Raw genomic sequence first — 21,289 nt, forward strand, 5'->3', positions numbered from 1 at the left:
ACGATTTGAAATATATGAAGATTTCGTTACGCCGTTGCCACTTTTGCCATGGCTTTTTTCTCCCGTCGCCGCTGCACGGAGGAGGGAATATTCATGGCTTCACGATATTTTGCGACGGTTCGTCGCGCCAGCTCGACGCCATTTTTTTTCAGAATATCAACGATATCGTCATCTGAGAGAACAGCTTCAGGCGCTTCCTGGGCAATCATGATCTTGATGCGGTGACGCACGGCCTCCGCCGAATGGCTGTCGCCACCTTCCACGGCCCCAATGGAGACGCTGAAGAAATATTTCAGCTCGAAAAGGCCGCGTGGCGTCAGCATGTATTTTCGCGATGTGACACGGCTGACGGTCGATTCATGCATCTTGATGGCGTCTGCCACCTGCCGCAGATTGAGCGGGCGAAGGTGGTCGACGCCGTGCAGCAGAAAGGCGTCCTGCTGGCGCACGATTTCGCTGGCAACCTTCATGATGGTCTTGGCGCGCTGGTCCAGACTGCGGGTCAGCCAGCTGGCGGTCTGCATACATTCGGAGATGAATTCGCCGTCTTCGCCTTCGCGGGTCTTGAGCTTGGAGACCTGTGCAAAATAGGTCTGGTTGACGAGGACGCGGGGCAGGGTTTCTGGATTGAGTTCGATCAGCCAGCCGCCATCGCTCGATGGACGCACGATAATGTCGGGCACAATCGTTTCAGAAACACCGGTTTCGAAACCCGCGCCGGGGCGTGGGTTGAGGCAGCGGATTTCCGCGAGCATGTCGAGAAGGTCTTCCTCACCGACGCCGCAAAGCCGCTTGAGCGAGGCGAAATCGCGCTTGGCCAGAAGTTCGAGATTGCCGACGAAAGCCTTCATGGCGGGATCGAGGCGATCCTTCTGGGCGAGCTGGATGGAGAGGCATTCGCTGAGCGAGCGCGCAAACACACCCGGCGGATCGAGCGTCTGCAAGGCAGACAAAATGGCCTCGACGTCTTTTCTGGATTTGCCCAGCCGCTCGGCCACATCATCCACGGCGTCTGCGGCAAGATATCCGGTCTCATCCAGATGATCGAGCAGCACATCCGCGATCATGCGGTCCTGGGCTGAGGAAACGGTGAAGGGCAGTTGCTGGCCGATATGCTCGCGCAGGCTCGGCTTTCCGGCAACGAAATCATCGAGATCATAGGCCTCCGATCCTTCCGCGCCCGGCATGGATTTCCACTGGCCGACCAGTTCCGGCGCATCCGCCTTTTGCTGCGGACCATCATCGGGAAACACGTTTTCGAAGCTGGTATCCAGCTGTTCGTTGAGGCTGCTGGCGCGGTCGCCATACCACTCGTCGGGATCGGCGCTGTTTTCGGAAAACGTGTCCGGCGCAAGGGGCGCATCATCGAAACCGTCATCCACGGAGGCAGAAGCGCTGCCCAAATCACTGTCGTTTGCTACTATTTCAAGCAGCGGGTTCTTTTCGACTTCCTGGGCGATGAATTGCGTCAGCTCAATATGCGTCATCTGAAGCAGCTGAATGGACTGCATCAGTTGTGGGGTCATGACCAGAGACTGGCTTTGACGCAACAAAAGACTGGCGGACAAGGCCATGGCGGACGCTAAACTCCCATAAACCCCTTCATCGCTCGTATTTCTAAAATAATTGAGCGGTAAAGTCTGAACTGGCCCAAAAATTGCTTTTTATTCTTGTTTGGTCAAGCTCAACTATGGGGCTGGGCGGAAGAATCTTTGCCGGGACTGCAAGGCGTCAGTCGATTTTTTCAGCTTTGATGTCAGAGGCTGAAATTATTACCCAGATACAGTCTGCGGACATCGGCATTGTTGACGATCTCAGACGCGCGGCCATGGGTCAGCACTTCACCGGCATGGATGATATAGGCGCGATCGATCAGACCCAATGTTTCGCGAACATTGTGGTCGGTGATCAAAACGCCGATGCCGCGAGCGGTCAGGTGACGCACGAGGTTCTGGATATCGCCAACGGAAATGGGATCGACGCCCGCAAAGGGTTCGTCCAGCAGCATGAAGGTCGGGTCTGTCGCCAGCGCGCGGGCGATTTCCAGACGGCGACGTTCACCACCTGACAGGGCGACCGCTGGTGACTTGCGCAGCTGTGAAATGTGGAATTCTTCCAGCAGTTCATCGAGCTTGCGCTTGCGCTTCTTTTCGTCGCGCTCGTGCACTTCGAGAACAGCAAGAATGTTCTCCTCGACCGTCAGGCCACGAAAGATCGACGCTTCCTGCGGAAGGTATCCGACGCCCAGACGCGAACGGCGATACATCGGCATGCCGGTAACGTCATTGCCGTTGATGGCGATCTTGCCGCTGTCGACAGGAACGAGGCCGGTGATCATGTAGAAGCAGGTCGTCTTGCCGGCACCATTCGGTCCGAGCAGGCCAACGGCCTCGCCACGGCGAACGACGAGCGAGACGCCATTGACGACGCGGCGGGTGTTGTAGGTCTTGGTCAGGCCATGGGCGATCAGCGTGCCTTCATAGCGCGCCTTGTCGCCGGAGGCGATATCCGCTTCCGGAGCGCGCGCGGAACCGGCGCCGAACAGCTTTGGAATTGAGAGCATCTTCACGGGGTGCGGACTACTGCTTTTTCTGCGTTTTGGGATCGAGCATGATGCGAACAGGTCCACCACAGCTTTCCAGCTTCGCTTCGCCCGTCGTCATGAAGACGGTGAGCTTGCAACCGGTGAAGACGTTGGTTTCCTGCGACAGCACGACCTGCTTGCCGGACAGAATGAAGGTCTGTGCCGCCATGTCGAATTCACCCTTGTCGGCTGTCGCCTTCTGGGTGCCTGACGTGAGGTAGACGGAGTTATCGACGAAAATCTTGTCGATATCGGCACCACCACTGGTGATAGAGGAATTGGCGGCAGCGCCATCACCCTTGCTCTTGTAAAGCACGGTCATCTTGCCTGCCTGCAACGTCGTCGTGCCCTGCACAACCTTCACGTTACCGGTGAAATAGGCCTTGTGTTCCTGATCGCGCACTTCCAGCTGGTCGCTTTCGATGGCAATCGGCTGATCGTTGGAAAGCTTCAGGCCTTCCATGCTGCTTGTCGCGTTCTGCGCGGCAACGGGGCCGGCAAGACAGGCGAGCGCAATGGCGGCAGCATAGGTGGCGGCGTTGGTGCATCGGGCGGGGCGCGAAATCTGCATCATCTGGGTCGGGCTCTCACTTGCCTGCGTTCTGAATGGTGGATGCAGCTATACGAGCTCGTACCTGCCCCGAGAATGTAATCGTCTTGCCATTATCTGCTATGTGCATGCTTTCTGCAACAATCGAACCATCCTTGGTGGTGATGGAGACAGGCGTCGTGCTGTCCATCGTTCCGGCTTTCAGGTCGACATTTGCAGACTGGAACTTAGCTTGTATGCCATTGCTGAGATTGATGTCAAAGGGTGCCGTCATTTGCAACCGGTTTGTGGCGCGGTCAAACAGGCCTTCCTGCGCCACCACCTGTGCGACGATGTCGTTCATGGGCACGGCGGCCAGCACTTTTTCCAGCGTCATCAGGTTGGGGCTGGCAATATCCTGCAAGGCCCGTTCGGCATTCATGGAGTAATCGAAGCCCTTGTTGTTGCGCCCGGCAAGGGCCGGTTTTTCCATGACGATCTTGCCGTTTTCAACCGTTGCGCTTTGCAGCGAAACCTCGTCCGGCAGCCAAGTGCGGGCCAGAGATACGGCAATGAAGGCAAGCGATATGATGGCCGCGCCGAGCGGAAGAATGATCTTCAGTTTCTTCACGCGTGCGGAATGGCGGAGCGCCATATCATAGGCACCCGTATGTCCACCGGACATCGGGAAACCGGGCGCTGGCTGGCTTAGTCGTTCAAGCATCTCATAGGTCCGGGGCAATATCGTCGCAATCAAAAGGCTTGGGCCGCGACGTTATCCATGGTTGCAGTTGTCTTTCGCACGAGGGCCTTGCCCTGCCAATATGGTTTTTCTCTGAAATAGCACAAGAGGAACGATATTTTTATCAAATCGATGCTTTCCCGTTTGTTTCCTTGCAAGAGGTGGTTACAAGGCTCCATATGGCGGGCTTGAAAACGCTGTTACGGGCTTAATCGAAGGTGAGTCAATGGATCAGATGGCAATCGCAGATCGCAGACAGTTGCGGCGCAAGCTGACATTCTGGCGCATCGCAGCCGTTCTTCTTCTGGTAGCGGGATGTTTTGCGATCTACCGCTTCGCCTTTGCCGAACCGACGAAGAGCGTGCGCCCGCATATTGCCCGCGTCGAAATCAGCGGTCTCATTCAGGACGACACCGAACTTCTGGAGCGCCTGCAAAAGATCGCCGAGAGCGACAGCGCCAAGGGCCTGATCGTCTCGATCTCTTCGCCCGGCGGAACCACCTATGGCGGCGAGCGCATTTTCAAGGCGATCCGTGCCGTTGCCGAAAAGAAGCCCGTCGTTTCCGATGTGCGCACTTTGGCGGCTTCTGCCGGTTACATGATTGCCACGGCTGGTGATACGATCATCGCCGGCGACACCTCTATCACCGGTTCCATCGGCGTCATCTTCCAGTATCCGCAGGTCAAGCCTCTGCTCGACAAGCTCGGCGTCTCCTTGCAGGAAATCAAGTCGTCGCCGATGAAGGCTGAGCCATCGCCCTTCCATGAGCCGCCCGAGGAATCCAAGACCATGATCCGCAACATGGTCATGGACAGCTACAGCTGGTTCGTTGACCTCGTGGCAGATCGCCGCAAGCTGCCGCGTGAAGACGTGCTGAAGCTGGCCGATGGCTCGATTTTCACCGGTCGTCAGGCCGTTGCCGTGAAGCTCATCGACACGCTGGGCGGCGAAAAAGAAATTCGCAGCTATTTCGAAAGCCGCAACGTTGCCAAGGATCTGCCCATCGTCGAATGGACGGCTCCTCCCAAACGCTCGCCATTTTCACTCTTCAGTCTTGCGGGCATTGCTCAAATGCTCGGATATGACGAATTTCTGCCATTCAACGTGCCTCGCCAGCTGGGTGCCGACAAGTTGTTTCTTGACGGTCTGGTTTCGGTTTGGCAGGTTGGTGACCATTAAAAATCCAATTCTTTCAGGGGGCAACCGTGATTAAGTCTGAACTGGTGCAGATTGTCGCTGCGCATAACCCGCATCTTTACCACCGTGACGTGGAAAATATTGTCAACGCCGTGCTCGATGAGATCACGGATGCGTTGGCAGCGGGCAACCGTGTGGAGCTGCGCGGCTTCGGTGCCTTTTCAGTCAAGAATCGCCCCTCGCGTTCCGGACGGAACCCACGCACGGGTGAGTCCGTTTTTGTCGAAGAAAAATGGGTACCCTTCTTCAAGACCGGCAAGGAGCTGCGCGAGCGTCTCAACCCGGGCATGAGCGACGTAGAAGACGAAGACTAAGTCCGGGCGCAATCGTTTTATTGATTTTGCGCTTTGGAGAGTGGTTGAGACCGAGCAGTCGGGCTCCTATCTGACGTCCATGCAGGTTTGTCTGAAGGCCCCTGCAGCATCGGCCCGAAAATCGGTTACGATTTTCGGAAAGCACGATGCGTAGATTTAAAGAGTTAGAGCGTCCTTATGTAGCGTCCTCAAGGACGCACGGCGCTCTAAAGACGGAGTATCGTTGGATGTCTAAGAAGATCGTCAATCTCGTGATTCTGGTGCCGCTCGCCATCATTCTGGTGGTATTGTGCGTGGCCAACCGGCAGGCGGTGACGCTGGCGCTCAACCCGTTCCGACCCGATGACAGCGTTTTGTCCTTCTCCGCACCGTTCTTCGTCTTCATCTTCCTCGCCGTCATTTTCGGTGTGTTTCTCGGCTCTCTGGTCACATGGTTCTCACAGGGCAAGTACCGCAAGCGCGCCCGCACCGAAGCCAAGGAGGCCGTTCGTTGGCATGACGAAGCCAACCGGCAGAAGGCAGCCGCCAATGCTGTTGTCATCGCCCCGTCCACGGATGCGCGCATCGCCGCCAAGTGAGGTCTCCACGACGTGATGGGTGTTGAAACCGCAGCCCTTTGATAATATTGCGCTGTGATGTTATTCGCTGTCGCATGAGAGTCTGTTTGGAAACTCGGGGCTGGGTCGGCCCGTCCGATGTTTTCAAACAGACTCTAGAATGCGGTCAGACTTGGAAAGAACCCCGTTGAAGAAAAAAGACAACCGCCCGGGCGCCAAGTCGCGCGCGGGGCAGGAACCCCGGCAGCGCAATGCCGGTAAACCGGCAAGACAAAAAGACACCGCTCCCCGCAGCCGCGCGCCGGACCATGTCCGCGCTGCCGCCAGCGCGCCATCCAAACCCGGCAAACCCGCTGCGAAAGCGGGCGCTCAGGACAGTGTGAAGGTCAAGATTGCCCCGCAAGAGACGGAGCAGGTTCCACCACGCCCTCTCAAGCAGCGGACCGGCGATCTGCCGGGCGAACAGGTTCCGATTATTCTGGAATCGCTGGGCGCAGGCGATTTTCACCTGATCGACACCGGCAACGGGCTGAAGCTGGAGCAATATGGCAATTACCGCATCGTGCGGCCCGAGGCGCAGGCGCTGTGGCGTCCGAGCCTGCCGGAGCGTGTCTGGGAAAACGCCGATTCCATTTTTACCGGCGATACGGATGAAGACGGCATGGGCCGCTGGCGCTTTCCCAAGGAGCCGCTGGGCGAAACATGGCCGCTCTCTCTTCTTGGCGTCAATTTCCTCGGTCGTTTCACCGCCTTTCGCCATGTCGGCGTGTTCCCGGAACAAATCGTTCATTGGGAATGGCTGAAACATACGGTCGAGACGGCGGGTCGCCCGCTCAAGGTTCTCAATCTCTTCGGTTATACCGGCGTCGCCTCGCTGGTGGCGGCTGCTGCCGGTGCGGAAGTCACCCACGTGGATGCTTCCAAGAAGGCAATTGGCTGGGCGCGGGAAAATCAGGCGCTGGCAGGGCTTGAAAATGCTCCGATCCGCTGGATTTGCGAAGATGCGATGAAGTTCATCCAGCGCGAAGAACGGCGCGGCAACACCTACGACATTATTCTCACTGATCCGCCGCACTTTGGCCGTGGCACCCATGGCGAGATCTGGCAGCTGTTCGACCATTTGCCGCTGATGCTGGATGTTTGCCGCGATATCCTGTCGCCCAAGGCGCTGGGTCTCGTGCTGACGGCCTATTCCATCCGCGCCAGTTTTTATTCCATGCATGAGCTGATGCGCGAAACCATGCGCGGTGCGGGCGGCGAGGTTGCCTCGGGCGAACTCGTTATCCGCGAGGCCGGTCTTGACGGCAAGACCCGGGGCCGTGCGCTTTCCACCTCACTCTTCAGCCGCTGGGTGCCGAAATGATCGATGACCGCCGTGAAAACAGACCGGGCCGGGTAGGGCAGGTCAAAGAGGTCACCAGCCTTGCCAACCCCATCATCAAGGACATCAAGAACCTGACCCAGAAGAAGGGCCGGGAAGAAACCGGCACCTTCATGGCCGAAGGGCTGAAGCTGGTCATCGACGCGCTGGAGCTGGGCTGGACGATCCGCACTTTGGTTTATGCGAAAAATGCCAAGGGCAAGCCGCTGGTCGAGCAGGTGGCGACGAAGACCGTCGCGTCCGGCGGGCTGGTTCTGGAAGTGACTGAAAAAATCCTCTCCTCCATCACCCGTCGCGACAATCCGCAGATGGTGGTCGGTATTTTCGATCAGAAATGGACGCCGCTGAAGGACATTCAGCCGCAGGACGGCCAGACTTTCATTGCGCTTGACCGCGTGCGCGACCCCGGTAATCTCGGCACCATCATTCGCACCGCCGATGCGGCGGGTGCATCCGGCGTCATTCTCGTTGGAGATTGCACCGACCCGTTTTCGCTGGAAACAGTGCGCGCCACCATGGGCTCGGTCTTCGCCACCCCCGTTGCGCATGCAACGGTGGAAGAGTTTCTGGCCTGGAAGAAATCGGCTGGTGTCAGCGTGGTCGCCACCCATCTTGCCGGGTCTGTCGATTACCGGACCATCGATTACAAGCGCAAGCCGACCGTGATCCTGATGGGCAACGAACAGTCCGGCCTGCCGCCGGAACTGGCTGCGAAGGCAGACCAGCTGGCGCGCATTCCCCAGCAGGGGCGTGCCGATTCTCTTAATCTGGCGATTGCAACGGCCGTCATGCTGTTTGAAGCCCGCCGTCATCTTCTCGAACTCGCACCGGTAAAATGATGGCCAAGCCCGCTCTGTTCTCCAAGCCCATTCCGGCCATCGCCCTGATCGTCTTTGCGCTGATCGCAGACCAGATCATCAAGCTTCTGGTGGAGGCTTATCTACCTTTGCAGCAGATGGTGCCGGTCATGCCTTTCTGGGCGCTCTACCGCACCTATAATCTGGGCGTTGCCTTTTCCATGCTGGCGGACATGGAAGGCTGGTTCATCGTCACCATGCGTCTCGCCATCGTTGGTTTCGTCATCTGGCTGTGGCGCAAGACGGACAAGGACCGCACCTTTGCGCATCTGGGCTTTGCACTCATCATTGCCGGTGCCGCAGGCAATATTTTCGACCGGTTTTTATACGGCCATGTGATCGATTATATTCTCTTCCACACCGACACTTGGTCCTTTGCGGTGTTCAATCTTGCCGATAGCTTCATCACCATCGGTGCCGGTTGCGTTATTCTGGACGAGATCTTGCATGCCAGAGCAACAAGCCGAAAAGCGTGATTCCTTTTCGTCCGTCATCCCGCACTTGATGCGGGATCCAGCCGACGCGCGTCTGCGCGGCGAAAGAGGTCTTCAAGCCCAAAGACTTGGGCTGACTGGATACCGGCTCAAGGCCGGTATGACGGAAGCTTTGGGGTCGTGCGCGTGCACCTCTTAAAATGATGAAATACTAAAAATTTAGCGTTCCAACCAAGCCAATCCAAACGGCTGGCGTGTTAGCTTTTGCTCCATGAGCGAACTGGCGAAACTGAAAGAGCAGCTTTCCGAAGCCTTCGGCCCGACTGAGGCGGATGCGGTTTCTCCGGTCGTTTCGAAAAAAGTGCGTTCACAAGAGGCGGACGCCCTTCCTTTCTACAACAAAATTCTGCGCCGGGTGACGCTGTTTACCGCTGGCTGCGGCTTTGCTTTTGCAAGCGCTGTCTATCTGGGTGGAAACGCCGCACTTTATATGGCGGCACTATCGGTCGCTATCTGCGTATCCTGCGCGCTCTACATGATGGTCCGATCCTCCATGCTGCGGCAGGCATCCGTGCGCGATGCGAAAATCATCGAAGCGCGGCAGATGCAGAATGCGGCGCTGATGGCCGAAATCCATGAGGCGATGGGCGATATCGTCGTGACGCGCGACATGGAGCGGCGCATTCTGCATGCCAATGCCGCCTTTTGCGAAATGACCGGCTGTGCGGCTCCCCGCGGCAAGACCTGCGAGGAAATCGGCATTGCCTTCCGCCCCGGTGGAAAGGCGCATTGCTACGATGTGGAGATAGCAACGCCCTATGGCCAACGCATTTTCACCTGGCACGATGTGGTCGCCAATGATTCCTCCAGCAGCCGTCTGGTCATCAGCAGCATCGCCCGCGATATCACCGACGAGCGGGCAGCGCTGAGGGCGCGTGAGGACGCAAGGTTGCGCGCGGAAAATGCCAATGCCGCCAAGGGCAGGCTACTGGCCACCGTCAGCCACGAAATCCGCCTGCCGCTGTCGGGCATTTTGGGCATGAACCATCTTCTGTCGCAGACGAAGCTCAGCCACGAGCAGCGCAATTATCTGGATGGCATGCGCCAGTCCGGTCAGGCGCTGGTGCAACTGGTGGAGGATCTGCTGGACTTTTCCACCATGGAAGCGGGACGTTTCCGGCTCAACCCGCGTGCGGAGAACCTGCGTCAGCTGATCGAAAGCGTGGTGGAAATGCTGTCCCATCGCGCCCATGAAAAAGGCATCGAAATCGCCTCCATCGTCGCACCCGACGTGCCGGATTATCTGGACTTCGACCCGGCCCGGCTTCGGCAGGTCCTGTTCAACCTCATCGGCAATGCAGTGAAATTCACGAGCAAGGGTGGCGTGCTGGTACAGGCCTCCATGCTGGGCGACACGCTGTCGATTGCCGTTGAAGACACCGGCCCCGGCATGAGCAAGACCGAACAGGCCCGTATTTTCGGAGAGTTCGAGCAGGCGGGCTCCACCTCGCAACGCAGCGCTGGCACCGGGCTTGGCCTTGCCATCTCCGCCCGCATTATCCGCGAATTCGGTGGCCAGCTGTCGGTGACGAGCAAGAAGGGCAAGGGCAGCATCTTCACGCTCACCTTCAAGGCAGACTCCGCGACGGCATCGGCAGGGCCTTCCAGCCGCATAGGCGCGCTGGGCAGATCGAATGTGCTGCTGCTTGCCCCGGCAGGCATTGCCGCGAACGCCACCATCGAATCGATACAGGCGCTTGGTGGCGAGTGCATGCTGGTCTCGACCACGCGTCAGCTGGAAGCGCTGCGCTCGAAAACCCCAGTCGATCTGGACCGCGTCACCGATATCATCATCGATCACCGCGCCGCGCCGGAGTTTCGCGAGAGCCTCCAGAACTGGCCCGTCGTGGCGGATCGGACGGTGCGCCACATCCTTCTCGTCAATCCGGAGGACCGCGCCTCGCAGCAGCAGGAGGATTTCGATGCCTGGCTGATCAGGCCGCTGCGGGAAAAGTCGCTGACGGATGTGCTGTGCGGTCGCCTGCGCGGTGTGGAGCGGCGCGATGCCATCAACGACAATAACCATCCCGGCCTCGGTTTCTTCTCCCTGCTGGATGAGAAATCTCACGACCTCGACGTTCTCGTGGCCGAGGACGATCCGGTCAATGCCCGTATCCTGCGTGCGGTGCTGGAAAAATCCGGCTGCACGGTACGGCTGGTCAGCGATTTCGACGCTCTGTCTGCTGCTCTTGATGGCGCTGAAACCTTGCCTGATCTGATCATTTCGGATTTGAACATGCCGGGTGGCGACGGGCTGCAAGTGCTGCCACGCCTCTGCGCCTCGCTGGCAGGTAAAAGCACACCTTTGATGGTGCTGAGCGGCGATACGACGCCGGATACCAAATCGGCTTTGCTGCGTGCTGGCATCGCCGCCGTGCTGGCAAAACCCGTGGAGCCGAAGCGGCTGATCGAGGAAGTGCTGCGGTTGTTTCCCCAAAAAAGCACAGGCAGATTTTAGATTTGATCTGCGGGCCGTTACGCGGCTAACTGTCACTGTTTTGTCGTCAATAAGTGATTTATGACAGTCAGAACCAAACGGTGGTGGGACGATTCTCCATGATCACGGAAATTCTCGAGCACGACATTCGCGAGCGAAATGTCATCACCAGCGCCCGTCCCGTTTCGCAGACGCGCAACGACGACGTCTTCGGCCGTATCGGCCCGTTGGAAACGCGGCTTGCGCGCAATGACCGCGAAATAGACGCCGCGCAACATGTCCGCTTCCGAGTTTTCGTGGAAGAAATGGGCGCGAGACTTCCTGCCGATGCCATGCGCCGCAACCGCGATGCCGACGCATTCGACGCCGTCTGTGACCATCTGCTGGTCCTCGACAATTCCATCGAAGGCGACACAGAAGACCAGATCGTCGGCACATACCGCCTGCTGCGGCAGGAAACGGCCTTTGCCCATAACGGTTTTTACTCCGCCAGTGAATTCGATATCGAAGGGCTGATCGCCCGGCATCCCGGCAAGAGCTTCATGGAGCTGGGCCGCTCCTGCGTGCTGCCGGAATATCGCACCAAGAGAACGGTGGAACTGCTGTGGCAGGGCAACTGGGCCTATGCCGTGCGCCACCGCATGGATGCCATGATCGGCTGCGCCTCCTTCCCCGGCGTGCAACCGGAAGCGCACGCGCTGGCGCTCTCCTTCCTGCATCATACCTGTGGCGCAAAGGGTGACTGGGCGGCGCAAGCCTTGCCGGAACTCTATCGCGAAATGGACATGATGCCGATGGAGGCCATCAACCCACGCCGCGCACTGTTCGCCATGCCGCCGCTGATCAAGGGCTATATGCGCCTCGGCGCCATGTTCGGCTCCGGCGCCGTCGTCGATCACGCCTTCAACACCACGGATGTTCTGGTCATCCTGCCGGTTTCTTCGATTGCGGGCCGCTACATCAATTATTACGGCGGCGACGCCTATCGCTTTACGGGTTGATGCTTTCCGGCCAAGCTTCCTGTGGGCAGGTGGCTTCTATGTGTTGTCCTGGTGGGGCGGGGCCGTTAGTCTCTGCGCTCGTTTCCCGCAACACATAGCGATATTGAAAAGCCATTGACGGACGTTCACTCCACTGCCTCGCTCATATCCGAGGAGAGCCGCGCCTCGGCCACTCCGATGATGGAGCAATATATCGAGATCAAGGCGAACAATCCCGGTTCGCTGCTCTTCTATCGCATGGGCGATTTCTACGAGCTGTTCTTCGATGATGCGGCGGAAGCCTCGCGAGCGCTGGGCATTACGCTGACCAAGCGCGGCCAGCATCTCGGGCAGGATATTCCCATGTGCGGCGTGCCGGTGCATGCAGCCGATGATTATCTGCAAAAGCTGATCCTGCGCGGTTACCGCGTGGCGGTGTGCGAGCAGACGGAAGACCCGGCGGAGGCCAAGAAGCGCGGCTCGAAATCCGTGGTGCGGCGGGATGTCGTGCGGCTGGTGACGCCGGGCACGCTGACCGAAGAAAAGCTGCTTTCGCCAACGGAATCCAATTATCTGATGGCACTGGCGCGTATCAGGGGCAGCGGCGATGCTCAGTTCGCGCTGGCCTGGATCGATATTTCCACCGGCGTTTTCCGCCTGGCCGAAACGACGCTGACGCGGCTTCTGGCCGATATCTGGCGCATCGATCCGCGCGAGCTGATCGTCGCCGACAGCCTGTTTCATGACGAAGAGCTGAAGGCCACCTTCGATGTGCTGGGCCGCGTGGCCGTGCCGCAACCTGCCGTTCTGTTCGATAGTGCAACCGCTGAAGGCCGTATCGCGCGCTATTTTGGCGTCACCACGCTGGATGGCTTCGGCACGTTTTCCCGCGTCGAAATGGCCGCTGCTGCCGCAGCCGTTGCCTATGTCGAGAAAACCCAGATTGCCGAGCGTCCGCCTTTGGCAGCACCCGAACGGGAAAGTGCGGCCTCCACCCTCTTCATCGATCCCGCGACCCGCGCCAATCTGGAACTGACCAAGACGCTGTCGGGCGAGCGCGATGGATCGCTGCTGCACGCCATCAACCGCACGGTCACGGGCGGCGGAGCGCGGCTTCTGGCCGAGCGGCTGATGTCGCCGCTGACGGATGCCGACAAGATCAATGCCCGACTGGATGCTGTCGCCTATCTGCTAGATGACGTATCGCTTTCGGATGGCTTGCGGGATGCGTTGAAGCAGGTGGCGGATATGCCGCGCGCCTTGTCGCGTCTTGCGCTTGATCGCGGCGGGCCACGGGATCTCGGTGCCATCAGGATCGGGCTTTCTGCCGCAGCCCATGTTGCGGAACTACTGGATCAGGGCCTGTTGCCGGATGAGCTGGCGGATGCACTTGCCGCGCTGAAAGCGCTGCCGACGGCGCTGGAGGCGATGCTCGCAGCCACGCTTGCCGACGAATTGCCCTTACTGAAGCGCGATGGTGGTTTCGTGCGCGAGGGCTCCAACCTAGAGCTGGACGAGATCAGAGCGCTGCGCGACCAGTCTCGCCGGGTCATTGCCGGGTTGCAGCTGCAATATTCCGAAGAGACGGGCATCAAGTCGCTGAAGATCAAGCACAACAATGTGCTGGGCTACTTCATCGAGGTCACGGCGGGCAATGCCGATGTGATGACGACGGGTGATGAGGCCAAAGCCCGCTTCATCCACCGCCAGACCATGGCCGGTGCCATGCGCTTTACCACGACGGAACTGGCCGATCTGGAAAGTCGCATCGCCAATGCCGCCTCTCAGGCGCTCACCATCGAACTGCAGGCTTTCGAGCAGATGGTGCGGGCCGTCGTTTCCCATGCCGAAGCCATCAAGGCCGGGGCGTTGGCGCTTGCGGCCATCGACGTTGCCACCAGCCTTGCTTATCTGGCCGCAGAACAGGCCTATTGCCGCCCCGTGATCGATGGTTCGATGATGTTCGACATCAAGGGTGGACGCCACCCGGTGGTGGAACAGGCGCTGCGTCGCCAATCCTCTGGCCCGTTCATCGCCAATCATTGCGATCTTTCGGCGGTCAACGGCAATCGCAATGGTGCAATCTGGTTGCTGACAGGCCCGAACATGGGCGGTAAATCGACCTTCCTGCGCCAGAACGCGCTGATTGCCATTCTGGGCCAGATCGGCTCCTTCGTTCCGGCGGAAGCGGCCCATATCGGCATTGTCGACCGGCTTTTCTCCCGCGTCGGCGCATCGGATGATCTGGCGCGCGGGCGCTCCACCTTCATGGTGGAAATGGTGGAAACTGCCGCCATTCTCAATCAGGCAACCGACCGCTCGCTGGTTATTCTGGACGAGATCGGTCGCGGCACGGCGACCTTCGATGGCCTCTCTATTGCCTGGGCGGCTGTCGAACATCTGCATGAGGTCAACCGCTGTCGTGGACTTTTCGCCACCCATTTCCACGAATTGACGGTTCTGTCGGAAAAGCTCGGTCGTCTGTCCAATGCCACCATGAAGGTGCGTGAATGGGAAGGTGACGTGATCTTCCTGCACGAGGTGGGGCCGGGTGCGGCGGATCGATCCTACGGTATTCAGGTAGCAAGGCTGGCCGGGCTTCCGGCTTCGGTCGTGGAGCGGGCGCGGACGGTTCTGACCCAGCTGGAAGATGCCGACCGCAAGAACCCGGCCAGCAAGCTGATCGACGATCTGCCGCTGTTTCAGGTGGCGGTGCGGCGCGAGGAAAGCCGCAGCCATGGCAATTCCAAGGTGGACGAGGCGCTGAAGGCGCTCAACCCGGATGAGATGACCCCGCGTGAGGCGCTGGATGCGCTTTATGCGCTCAAGAAACAACTTGGCAAGGCTTGAGCCTTACAGTGCCCCTTGTGAAGGGGCACTGAACTTTTAAGATGCGCATCGTGCCTGTCCATCACGCCCTAAAATCGTTATAGGGCTATGCCAAAACTATAGCCCGTATGAAATGGATATCGGCATCAATGGCCACGAAAGACCTGGATTTCTCCGCAATACTGGATGTCGATGCGCTGAAGCGGGAATGCGAAGCCGTGTTTCAGGGCGATGGGCAGCGCGTGTCGGATGTGCGTGCCGACCTTTTGCCGATTTTCAAGAAAGCCAGCGCACAGGGCCGCGACAAGGCGCGCGAACTTCTGGACACCGAAGGCGGCGGCATCGATTGTGCGCGCCGAATTTCGTGGCTTCAGGATCGGTTGATCGAAGTTCTCTATGATCTGGCCTGCGTTTACGTCTATCCCAAGGATGCGCCGCAGGTGGCCATAACAGCCGTTGGCGGTTACGGGCGTGGCACACTGGCACCGGGCTCCGATATCGACCTGCTGTTTTTGCTGCCGCCCAAAAATACGCCTGACATGAACAAGGCGATCGAGTTCGTTCTCTACATTCTCTGGGATATCGGCTTCAAGGTGGGTCATGCCACGCGTTCCGTGGATGAGTGCATCCGTCTGTCCAAGGCCGACATGACCATCCGCACCGCCATTCTCGAAATGCGCTCCATCTGCGGCAAGCAATCGCTGGCCGATGAGCTGGAGCGCCGTTTCGAAACGGAAGTCGTGACCAATAGCGGCCCCGAATTCATCGCCGCCAAGCTTGCCGAGCGCGACCAGCGCCACCGTAAGGCAGGCGATACGCGCTATCTGGTGGAGCCCAACGTCAAGGAAGGCAAGGGCGGCCTGCGTGACCTGCATACGCTGTTCTGGATTGCCAAATATTATTACCATGTGCGCGACACGGCAGAACTGGTGAAGCTGGGTGTGCTGTCGAAGCGCGAATTGAAGCTGTTCGAAAAGGCCGACGATTTTCTCTGGACCGTGCGTTGCCAGATGCACTTCATCACCGGCAAGGCGGAAGAGCGGCTGTCCTTCGACATCCAGCGCGAAATCGCAGCCGCACTGAACTATCAGCCACGTCCCGGCCTGTCTGCCGTCGAGCGCTTCATGAAGCACTATTTCCTCGTGGCCAAGGATGTGGGTGATCTGACCCGCATTCTCTGCGCGGCACTAGAGGACAAGCAGGCCAAGGATGTTCCGGGTCTCTCAGGTGTGTTCAGCCGTTTTGCCCATCGCCTGCGCAAAATTCCCGGCTCCGACCAGTTCGTGGAAGATCGCGGCCGCATTGCGCTGGCCAATGCTGATGTGTTTCGCAGCGATCCGGTCAGCATCATCCGCCTGTTTCACGTGGCCGATATCAACAATCTGGAACTGCACCCGGATGCGCTGCGGGTGCTGACCCGCTCGCTCGCTCTGATCAATCACGAGCTTCGCGACAATGAAGAAGCCAACCGGCTGTTCCTCTCCATTCTGACCTCACGGCGCGATCCGGCGCTGACGCTGCGGCGTATGAATGAGGCGGGTGTTCTGGGTAAATTCATCCCGGAATTCGGCAAGATCGTCGCGATGATGCAGTTCAACATGTATCACCACTATACCGTGGATGAGCATCTGATCCGCTCTGTTGCCGTGCTCTCGGAAATCGAAAAAGGTCAGGCAGTCGATACGCACCCGCTGGTCAATCAGTTGATGCCCGGGATCGAGGACCGCGATGCGCTCTACGTCGCCGTACTGCTGCATGATGTGGCCAAGGGTCGGCAGGAGGATCACTCCATTGCCGGTGCCCGCGTTGCACGCAAACTGTGCCAGCGCTTCCGGCTCAGCAGCAAGCAGACGGAAACGGTTGTCTGGCTGATCGAGCAGCATCTGCTGATGTCGATGGTGGCGCAGACCCGCGACCTGCATGACCGCAAGACGATCACCGATTTTGCCGACAAGGTGCAGTCCATGGAGCGGCTGAAAATGCTGCTGATCCTCACCGTCTGCGACATCAGGGCCGTGGGGCCGGATGTGTGGAACGGCTGGAAGGGCCAGCTTCTGCGCACGCTTTATTACGAAACAGAGCTTTTGCTCTCCGGCGGTTTCTCGGAAACCTCCCGCAAGGAGCGCGCCAAGATCGCGCGTCAGGCGCTCTATGATTCGCTGACGGACTGGGGCCAGAAGGCACGGCGCAAATATACCGGCCTGCATTACGAGCCCTATCTTCTGTCGGTCGATCTGGAAGACCAGATTCGCCATACGCGGTTTCTGCGCGAAGCGGACAAGCAGGAAAAAGCGCTGTCCACCATGGTGCGCACCCATTCCTTCCACGCGATTACCGAAATCACAGTGCTGGCGCCGGACCATCCGCGCCTGCTGTCCATCATCACAGGCGCCTGTGCTGCTGCCGGGGCCAATATTGCCGATGCGCAAATCTTCACGACGTCGGATGGGCGCGCGCTCGACACTATCCTCATCAACCGCGAATTCCCCATCGATGAGGACGAGACGCGGCGGGCCAACAATATCGGCAAAATGATCGAGGAGGTTCTGGCAGGCAAAAAGCGCGTTCCCGAGATCATCGCGACGCGCACCAAAGGTCGCAAGAAGAGCAAGACTTTCAACATTCCGCCATCCGTTACCATCTCCAACGGTCTCTCCAACAAGTTCAGCGTAATCGAGGTGGAATGCCTCGACCGCACCGGCCTGCTGGCGGATATGACGGCTGTTCTGGCCGATCTGTCGCTGGATATCACCTCCGCCCGCATCACCACCTTCGGTGAGAAGGTCATCGACACTTTCTATGTGACCGATCTCTTCGGCCAGAAGGTCATGACCGATAACCGGCAGGCGAGCATCGCTTCGCGGCTGAAGGCTGTCATGGCCGAGCAGGAAGACGAATTGCGAGACCGCATGCCGCCCGGCATCATTGCCCATCCCGATGTCGCGGCCTTGCCCGCCTCACGCACCGCGAAAGCTTAGATAGACAATGGGTTTGATCGCGAAATTCGCAACCGTCGGCACCGCGACGCTGGGTAGCCGGCTATTCGGCTTCGTCCGTGAGATGTTGATGGCCGCTGCGGTGGGCACCGGCCCGGTGGCGGATGCCTTCAATGCGGCATTCCGTTTTCCCAACACCTTCCGCCGCCTGTTTGCCGAAGGGGCGTTCAACTCCGCCTTCGTGCCGCTCTTTGCCAAGGAAATCGAAGCCAATGGCATGGAGGGCGCGAAGCGCTTTTCGGAAGAGGTCTTCGGTGTTCTCTTCACGGTGCTGATGGCGCTGACGATCCTCATGGAACTGTCGATGCCCTTCATCGTGCGGACGGTGATTGCGCCGGGCTTCGTTGAAGACCCGACGAAGTTCGAAAATACGGTGCGTCTCGCAACCATCATGTTTCCCTATCTCGCCTGCATGTCGCTGGCGGCAATGATGGGTGGCATGCTGAATTCGCTGCATCGGTATTTTGCAGCGGCGATTGCGCCTGTCTTCCTCAATATCATTCTGATCGGCGTGCTGGGCATGGCCTGGTGGAAGAGCTACGATCCGCTTCAGGTCGGTTACGCCCTGTCCTGGGGCGTGCTGGCCGCCGGTTTCGTGCAATTGGCCATCGTCTGGATTGCCGTGCGCCATGCCGGTATCAAAATCGGCTTTCGCCGCCCGCGCATGACCGGCAATGTCAAACGCCTGCTGGTACTGGCACTTCCTGCCGCCATTACCGGCGGCATCACGCAGATCAACCTTTTGATCAACACCAATATCGCATCCGGCAAAGAGGGCGTCATCTCCTCGCTTGCCTATGCGGATCGCATCTATCAGCTGCCGCTCGGCGTTGTCGGCATTGCGGTGGCGACCGTGCTATTGCCGGAACTGGCGCGCGCTCTGCGTGGGGGCCATCAGGTGGAAGCGGCCAATCTGCAAAACCGCTCGGTCGAATTCGTGATGTTCCTGACCCTGCCAGCCGCAGCCGCCCTGCTTGTGATGGCCGAACCCATCGTGCGGTTCTTGTATGAGCGCGGTAATTTCTCGCCCTCCGCCACCATTACGGTTGCGCAAATCCTCGGCATTTACGGGCTTGGGCTTCCTGCCTTCGTGCTGATCAAGGCCTTCATTCCCGGCTTTTTCGCCCGCGAAGACACCCGCACGCCGATGATTTTTGCCGCCGTTTCCGTGGTCGTCAACGTGTCGCTGGCGCTCACCCTGTTCCCGTCCTATGGCGGGCCGGGCATTGCGACGGCTGAAATCACCGCAGGCTGGGTCAATGCCGCCCTTCTCTTCGGCATGCTGCTGTGGCGCGGCCACTGGAAGCTCGACATTCCGCTCCTGACCCGCATTCCCCGGCTGCTGTTTGCAGCGGCGGTCATGGCCATCGCCATCCACTATGCGCTGGCCTATCTCGCCTTCGAGCTGTCATCCGCATCCTCTATCGCGGTACGGGCCGGAACGCTGGTCGGTCTCGTCTTTGCGGCGATGATCCTTTATTTCGGACTGGCCTTCCTTACGGGTGGTGCCAGTCTTGGCATGGTCAAACGCGGATTGAAGCGTCGGCAGGCCAAGAAGGAAACTCCGGCGGAGACGACCGAAACCCCTTGATTGCAGGCTGTTGCGGGTGCATAAGCGCGGCCAATTTGAAACCGAGTCTGAAACCCAATCCGAAACGCGGGGCAAGGCCCTCCACAAGCCTTTTCGAGGATGATCATGAACGCATTCAAGCCGCTGGTTTTCTCAGGCGTCCAGCCGACCGGAAACCTCCATCTCGGCAATTATCTCGGTGCCATCCGCAAATTCGTTGCGCTTCAGGAAGACAATGACTGCATCTACTGCGTCGTGGATATGCACGCCATTACCGCACAGTTGGTACATGCCGACCTGAAGGCGCAGACGCGCTCGATTGCGGCGGCCTTCATTGCGGCGGGCATCGATCCGGTCAAGCACATCGTCTTCAACCAGTCGGCGGTGCCGCAGCATGCGGAACTGGCGTGGGTGTTCAACTGTGTGGCGCGCATCGGCTGGATGGAGCGTATGACGCAGTTCAAGGACAAGTCCGGCAAGAATGCCGAACAGGTCTCCTTGGGTCTGCTTGCCTATCCAAGCCTGATGGCTGCCGACATTCTGGTCTACCGCGCGACCCATGTTCCTGTCGGTGACGATCAGAAGCAGCATCTGGAACTGGCACGCGATATCGCCCAGAAGTTCAACATCGACTTCAGCGATAATATCCGCACGAACGGTCTCGGCGTCGATATCACTGTCGGCAATGAGCCGGTTCATGCCTATTTCCCGATGGTGGAGCCGTTGATCGGTGGTCCTGCACCGCGCGTCATGTCCTTGAAGGATGGCACAAAGAAAATGTCGAAGTCCGATCCGTCCGACCTGTCGCGCATCAACCTGATGGACGATGTCGATGCGATCTCCAGAAAGATCAAGAAGGCAAAGACCGACCCGGATGCGCTGCCAAGCGAAGTGGATGGCCTGAAGGGCCGTGCAGAAGCGGAAAACCTCGTCGGCATCTATGCGGCCCTGTCTGACAAGACCAAGGCCGAAGTTCTCTTAGAATTCGGCGGCCAGCAGTTCTCGGCCTTCAAGCCGGCACTGGTCGATCTGGCGGTCAATGTTCTCGCTCCGATCAATGGCGAAATGCGCCGTCTGCTGGATGATGTCAGCCATATCGATGCGATCCTGAAGCAGGGTGGCGAGCGGGCTGGCGCGATGGCAGAAAAAACCATGAACGAGGTGCGCGACATCATCGGCTTCCTGCGTTGACACGCAGAAGCATTTTTTAATCCTGGGATTTGATATAAAGTCCGCCCGAACCGCCGGGCGGCTTTGGCCGCTACGGCGAAAACAGGAGTATGCAATGGTATCGAAACGGCTTTCGCGTCTCGAAGGACACCGCCGCAAATTTCTGGCGGTTATTGACGGAACACCCGAATGCGAAAGGGCCGTTCATTATGCCGGGCGCCGTGCCAAGAATTCCAATGGCGCTCTGGTGCTTCTCTATGTGATCCCGGAAGGCGACTTCCAGCAATGGCTCGGCGTCGAGCAGATCATGCGGGCCGAAGCGCTCGAAGAGGCCGAGGCGTCGCTGGCCAAGGTGGCGCAGAAGGTGCGTGAGAGTGTGGGCATCGAGCCGGAAGCGGTGATCCGCGAAGGCAATGCCGCCGAGCAGATCCACGGGCTGATCGAGGAAGACCGCGATATCGCCATTCTGGTTCTGGCGGCGGGATCGACCAAGGATGGTCCGGGTCCATTGGTGTCTTCCATCGCCGGGCGTGGGGCTGCATTCCCCATTCCGGTGACGGTTCTGCCTGACACGCTGACCGATGAGGAAATCGACGCGCTCTGCTAAGGAGTGGCAGGCTGCGATGCAGATTTCTTGACTATGTTTATCAT

General features: G+C 58.9%; 17 protein-coding genes. 13 read left to right on the forward strand and 4 right to left on the reverse strand.

What is annotated here, in order from left to right; genetic code table 11:
• Window positions 1-26 precede the first annotated feature (26 nt).
• The 4 genes from rpoN to lptC all read right to left on the reverse strand — a co-directional run bounded on the left by rpoN (window position 27) and on the right by lptC (window position 3,837).
• The gene (gene rpoN / locus ABUK73_RS16440; protein WP_353578213.1) at window positions 27-1,574 is read right to left on the reverse strand and encodes an RNA polymerase factor sigma-54; all 1,548 of its coding nucleotides are present in this window, start codon (window positions 1,572-1,574) and stop codon (window positions 27-29) included.
• Between the two features lie 182 nt (window positions 1,575-1,756).
• Window positions 1,757-2,563 (reverse strand): LPS export ABC transporter ATP-binding protein, encoded by an 807-nt coding sequence (gene lptB, locus ABUK73_RS16445; RefSeq protein WP_353578309.1) that lies wholly within the window; start codon window positions 2,561-2,563, stop codon window positions 1,757-1,759.
• A gap of 16 nt (window positions 2,564-2,579) precedes the next feature.
• Window positions 2,580-3,158, reverse strand: a complete 579-nt coding sequence (locus tag ABUK73_RS16450) for an LptA/OstA family protein (protein ID WP_113087245.1) — start codon at window positions 3,156-3,158, stop codon at window positions 2,580-2,582.
• A gap of 13 nt (window positions 3,159-3,171) precedes the next feature.
• Complete coding sequence (lptC, locus tag ABUK73_RS16455) at window positions 3,172-3,837, reverse strand: LPS export ABC transporter periplasmic protein LptC (protein WP_353578214.1); 666 nt, start codon at window positions 3,835-3,837, stop codon at window positions 3,172-3,174.
• Window positions 3,838-4,081: 244 nt separating this feature from the next.
• Between lptC and sppA the strand changes: the two genes are divergently transcribed.
• The 13 genes from sppA to ABUK73_RS16520 all read left to right on the forward strand — a co-directional run bounded on the left by sppA (window position 4,082) and on the right by ABUK73_RS16520 (window position 21,245).
• Complete coding sequence (gene sppA / locus ABUK73_RS16460; RefSeq protein WP_353578215.1) at window positions 4,082-5,035, forward strand: signal peptide peptidase SppA; 954 nt, start codon at window positions 4,082-4,084, stop codon at window positions 5,033-5,035.
• A gap of 2 nt (window positions 5,036-5,037) precedes the next feature.
• A complete protein-coding gene (locus ABUK73_RS16465) occupies window positions 5,038-5,367 on the forward strand; it encodes an integration host factor subunit beta (protein ID WP_268753650.1) in 330 nt (109 codons plus the stop codon).
• 227 nt (window positions 5,368-5,594) lie between these two features.
• The gene (locus ABUK73_RS16470) at window positions 5,595-5,945 is read left to right on the forward strand and encodes a lipopolysaccharide assembly protein LapA domain-containing protein (protein ID WP_353578216.1); all 351 of its coding nucleotides are present in this window, start codon (window positions 5,595-5,597) and stop codon (window positions 5,943-5,945) included.
• A 166-nt stretch (window positions 5,946-6,111) separates the two neighbouring features.
• Window positions 6,112-7,287, forward strand: a complete 1,176-nt coding sequence (locus ABUK73_RS16475; RefSeq protein WP_353578217.1) for a class I SAM-dependent methyltransferase — start codon at window positions 6,112-6,114, stop codon at window positions 7,285-7,287.
• The gene (locus ABUK73_RS16480; RefSeq protein WP_062451590.1) at window positions 7,284-8,144 is read left to right on the forward strand and encodes a TrmH family RNA methyltransferase; all 861 of its coding nucleotides are present in this window, start codon (window positions 7,284-7,286) and stop codon (window positions 8,142-8,144) included. The genes ABUK73_RS16475 and ABUK73_RS16480 overlap by 4 nt, the downstream gene beginning before the upstream one ends.
• Complete coding sequence (lspA, locus tag ABUK73_RS16485; RefSeq protein WP_353578218.1) at window positions 8,144-8,638, forward strand: signal peptidase II; 495 nt, start codon at window positions 8,144-8,146, stop codon at window positions 8,636-8,638. The genes ABUK73_RS16480 and lspA overlap by 1 nt, the downstream gene beginning before the upstream one ends.
• A gap of 229 nt (window positions 8,639-8,867) precedes the next feature.
• A complete protein-coding gene (locus ABUK73_RS16490) occupies window positions 8,868-11,114 on the forward strand; it encodes a PAS domain-containing hybrid sensor histidine kinase/response regulator (RefSeq protein WP_353578219.1) in 2,247 nt (748 codons plus the stop codon).
• Window positions 11,115-11,212: 98 nt separating this feature from the next.
• Window positions 11,213-12,094: a GNAT family N-acetyltransferase gene (locus ABUK73_RS16495; RefSeq protein WP_062451588.1), complete on the forward strand. Its 882-nt coding sequence runs from the start codon at window positions 11,213-11,215 to the stop codon at window positions 12,092-12,094.
• A gap of 177 nt (window positions 12,095-12,271) precedes the next feature.
• Window positions 12,272-14,923 (forward strand): DNA mismatch repair protein MutS, encoded by a 2,652-nt coding sequence (mutS, locus tag ABUK73_RS16500; protein ID WP_454892383.1) that lies wholly within the window; start codon window positions 12,272-12,274, stop codon window positions 14,921-14,923.
• A 128-nt stretch (window positions 14,924-15,051) separates the two neighbouring features.
• A complete protein-coding gene (locus tag ABUK73_RS16505; RefSeq protein WP_353578221.1) occupies window positions 15,052-17,880 on the forward strand; it encodes a [protein-PII] uridylyltransferase in 2,829 nt (942 codons plus the stop codon).
• 7 nt (window positions 17,881-17,887) lie between these two features.
• Entirely contained in the window at window positions 17,888-19,489 is a 1,602-nt protein-coding gene (murJ, locus tag ABUK73_RS16510) for a murein biosynthesis integral membrane protein MurJ (RefSeq protein ID WP_353578222.1), read from the forward strand.
• Window positions 19,490-19,594: 105 nt separating this feature from the next.
• Window positions 19,595-20,659 (forward strand): tryptophan--tRNA ligase, encoded by a 1,065-nt coding sequence (gene trpS / locus ABUK73_RS16515; protein WP_113087320.1) that lies wholly within the window; start codon window positions 19,595-19,597, stop codon window positions 20,657-20,659.
• A gap of 94 nt (window positions 20,660-20,753) precedes the next feature.
• On the forward strand, window positions 20,754-21,245 hold the full coding sequence (locus ABUK73_RS16520) for a universal stress protein (RefSeq protein ID WP_062451584.1): 492 nt from the start codon (window positions 20,754-20,756) through the stop codon (window positions 21,243-21,245).
• Window positions 21,246-21,289: the final 44 nt, after the last annotated feature.

The sequence above is a fragment of the Agrobacterium vacciniicorymbosi genome (genome assembly GCF_040427045.1).
Taxonomy (GTDB): domain Bacteria; phylum Pseudomonadota; class Alphaproteobacteria; order Rhizobiales; family Rhizobiaceae; genus Agrobacterium.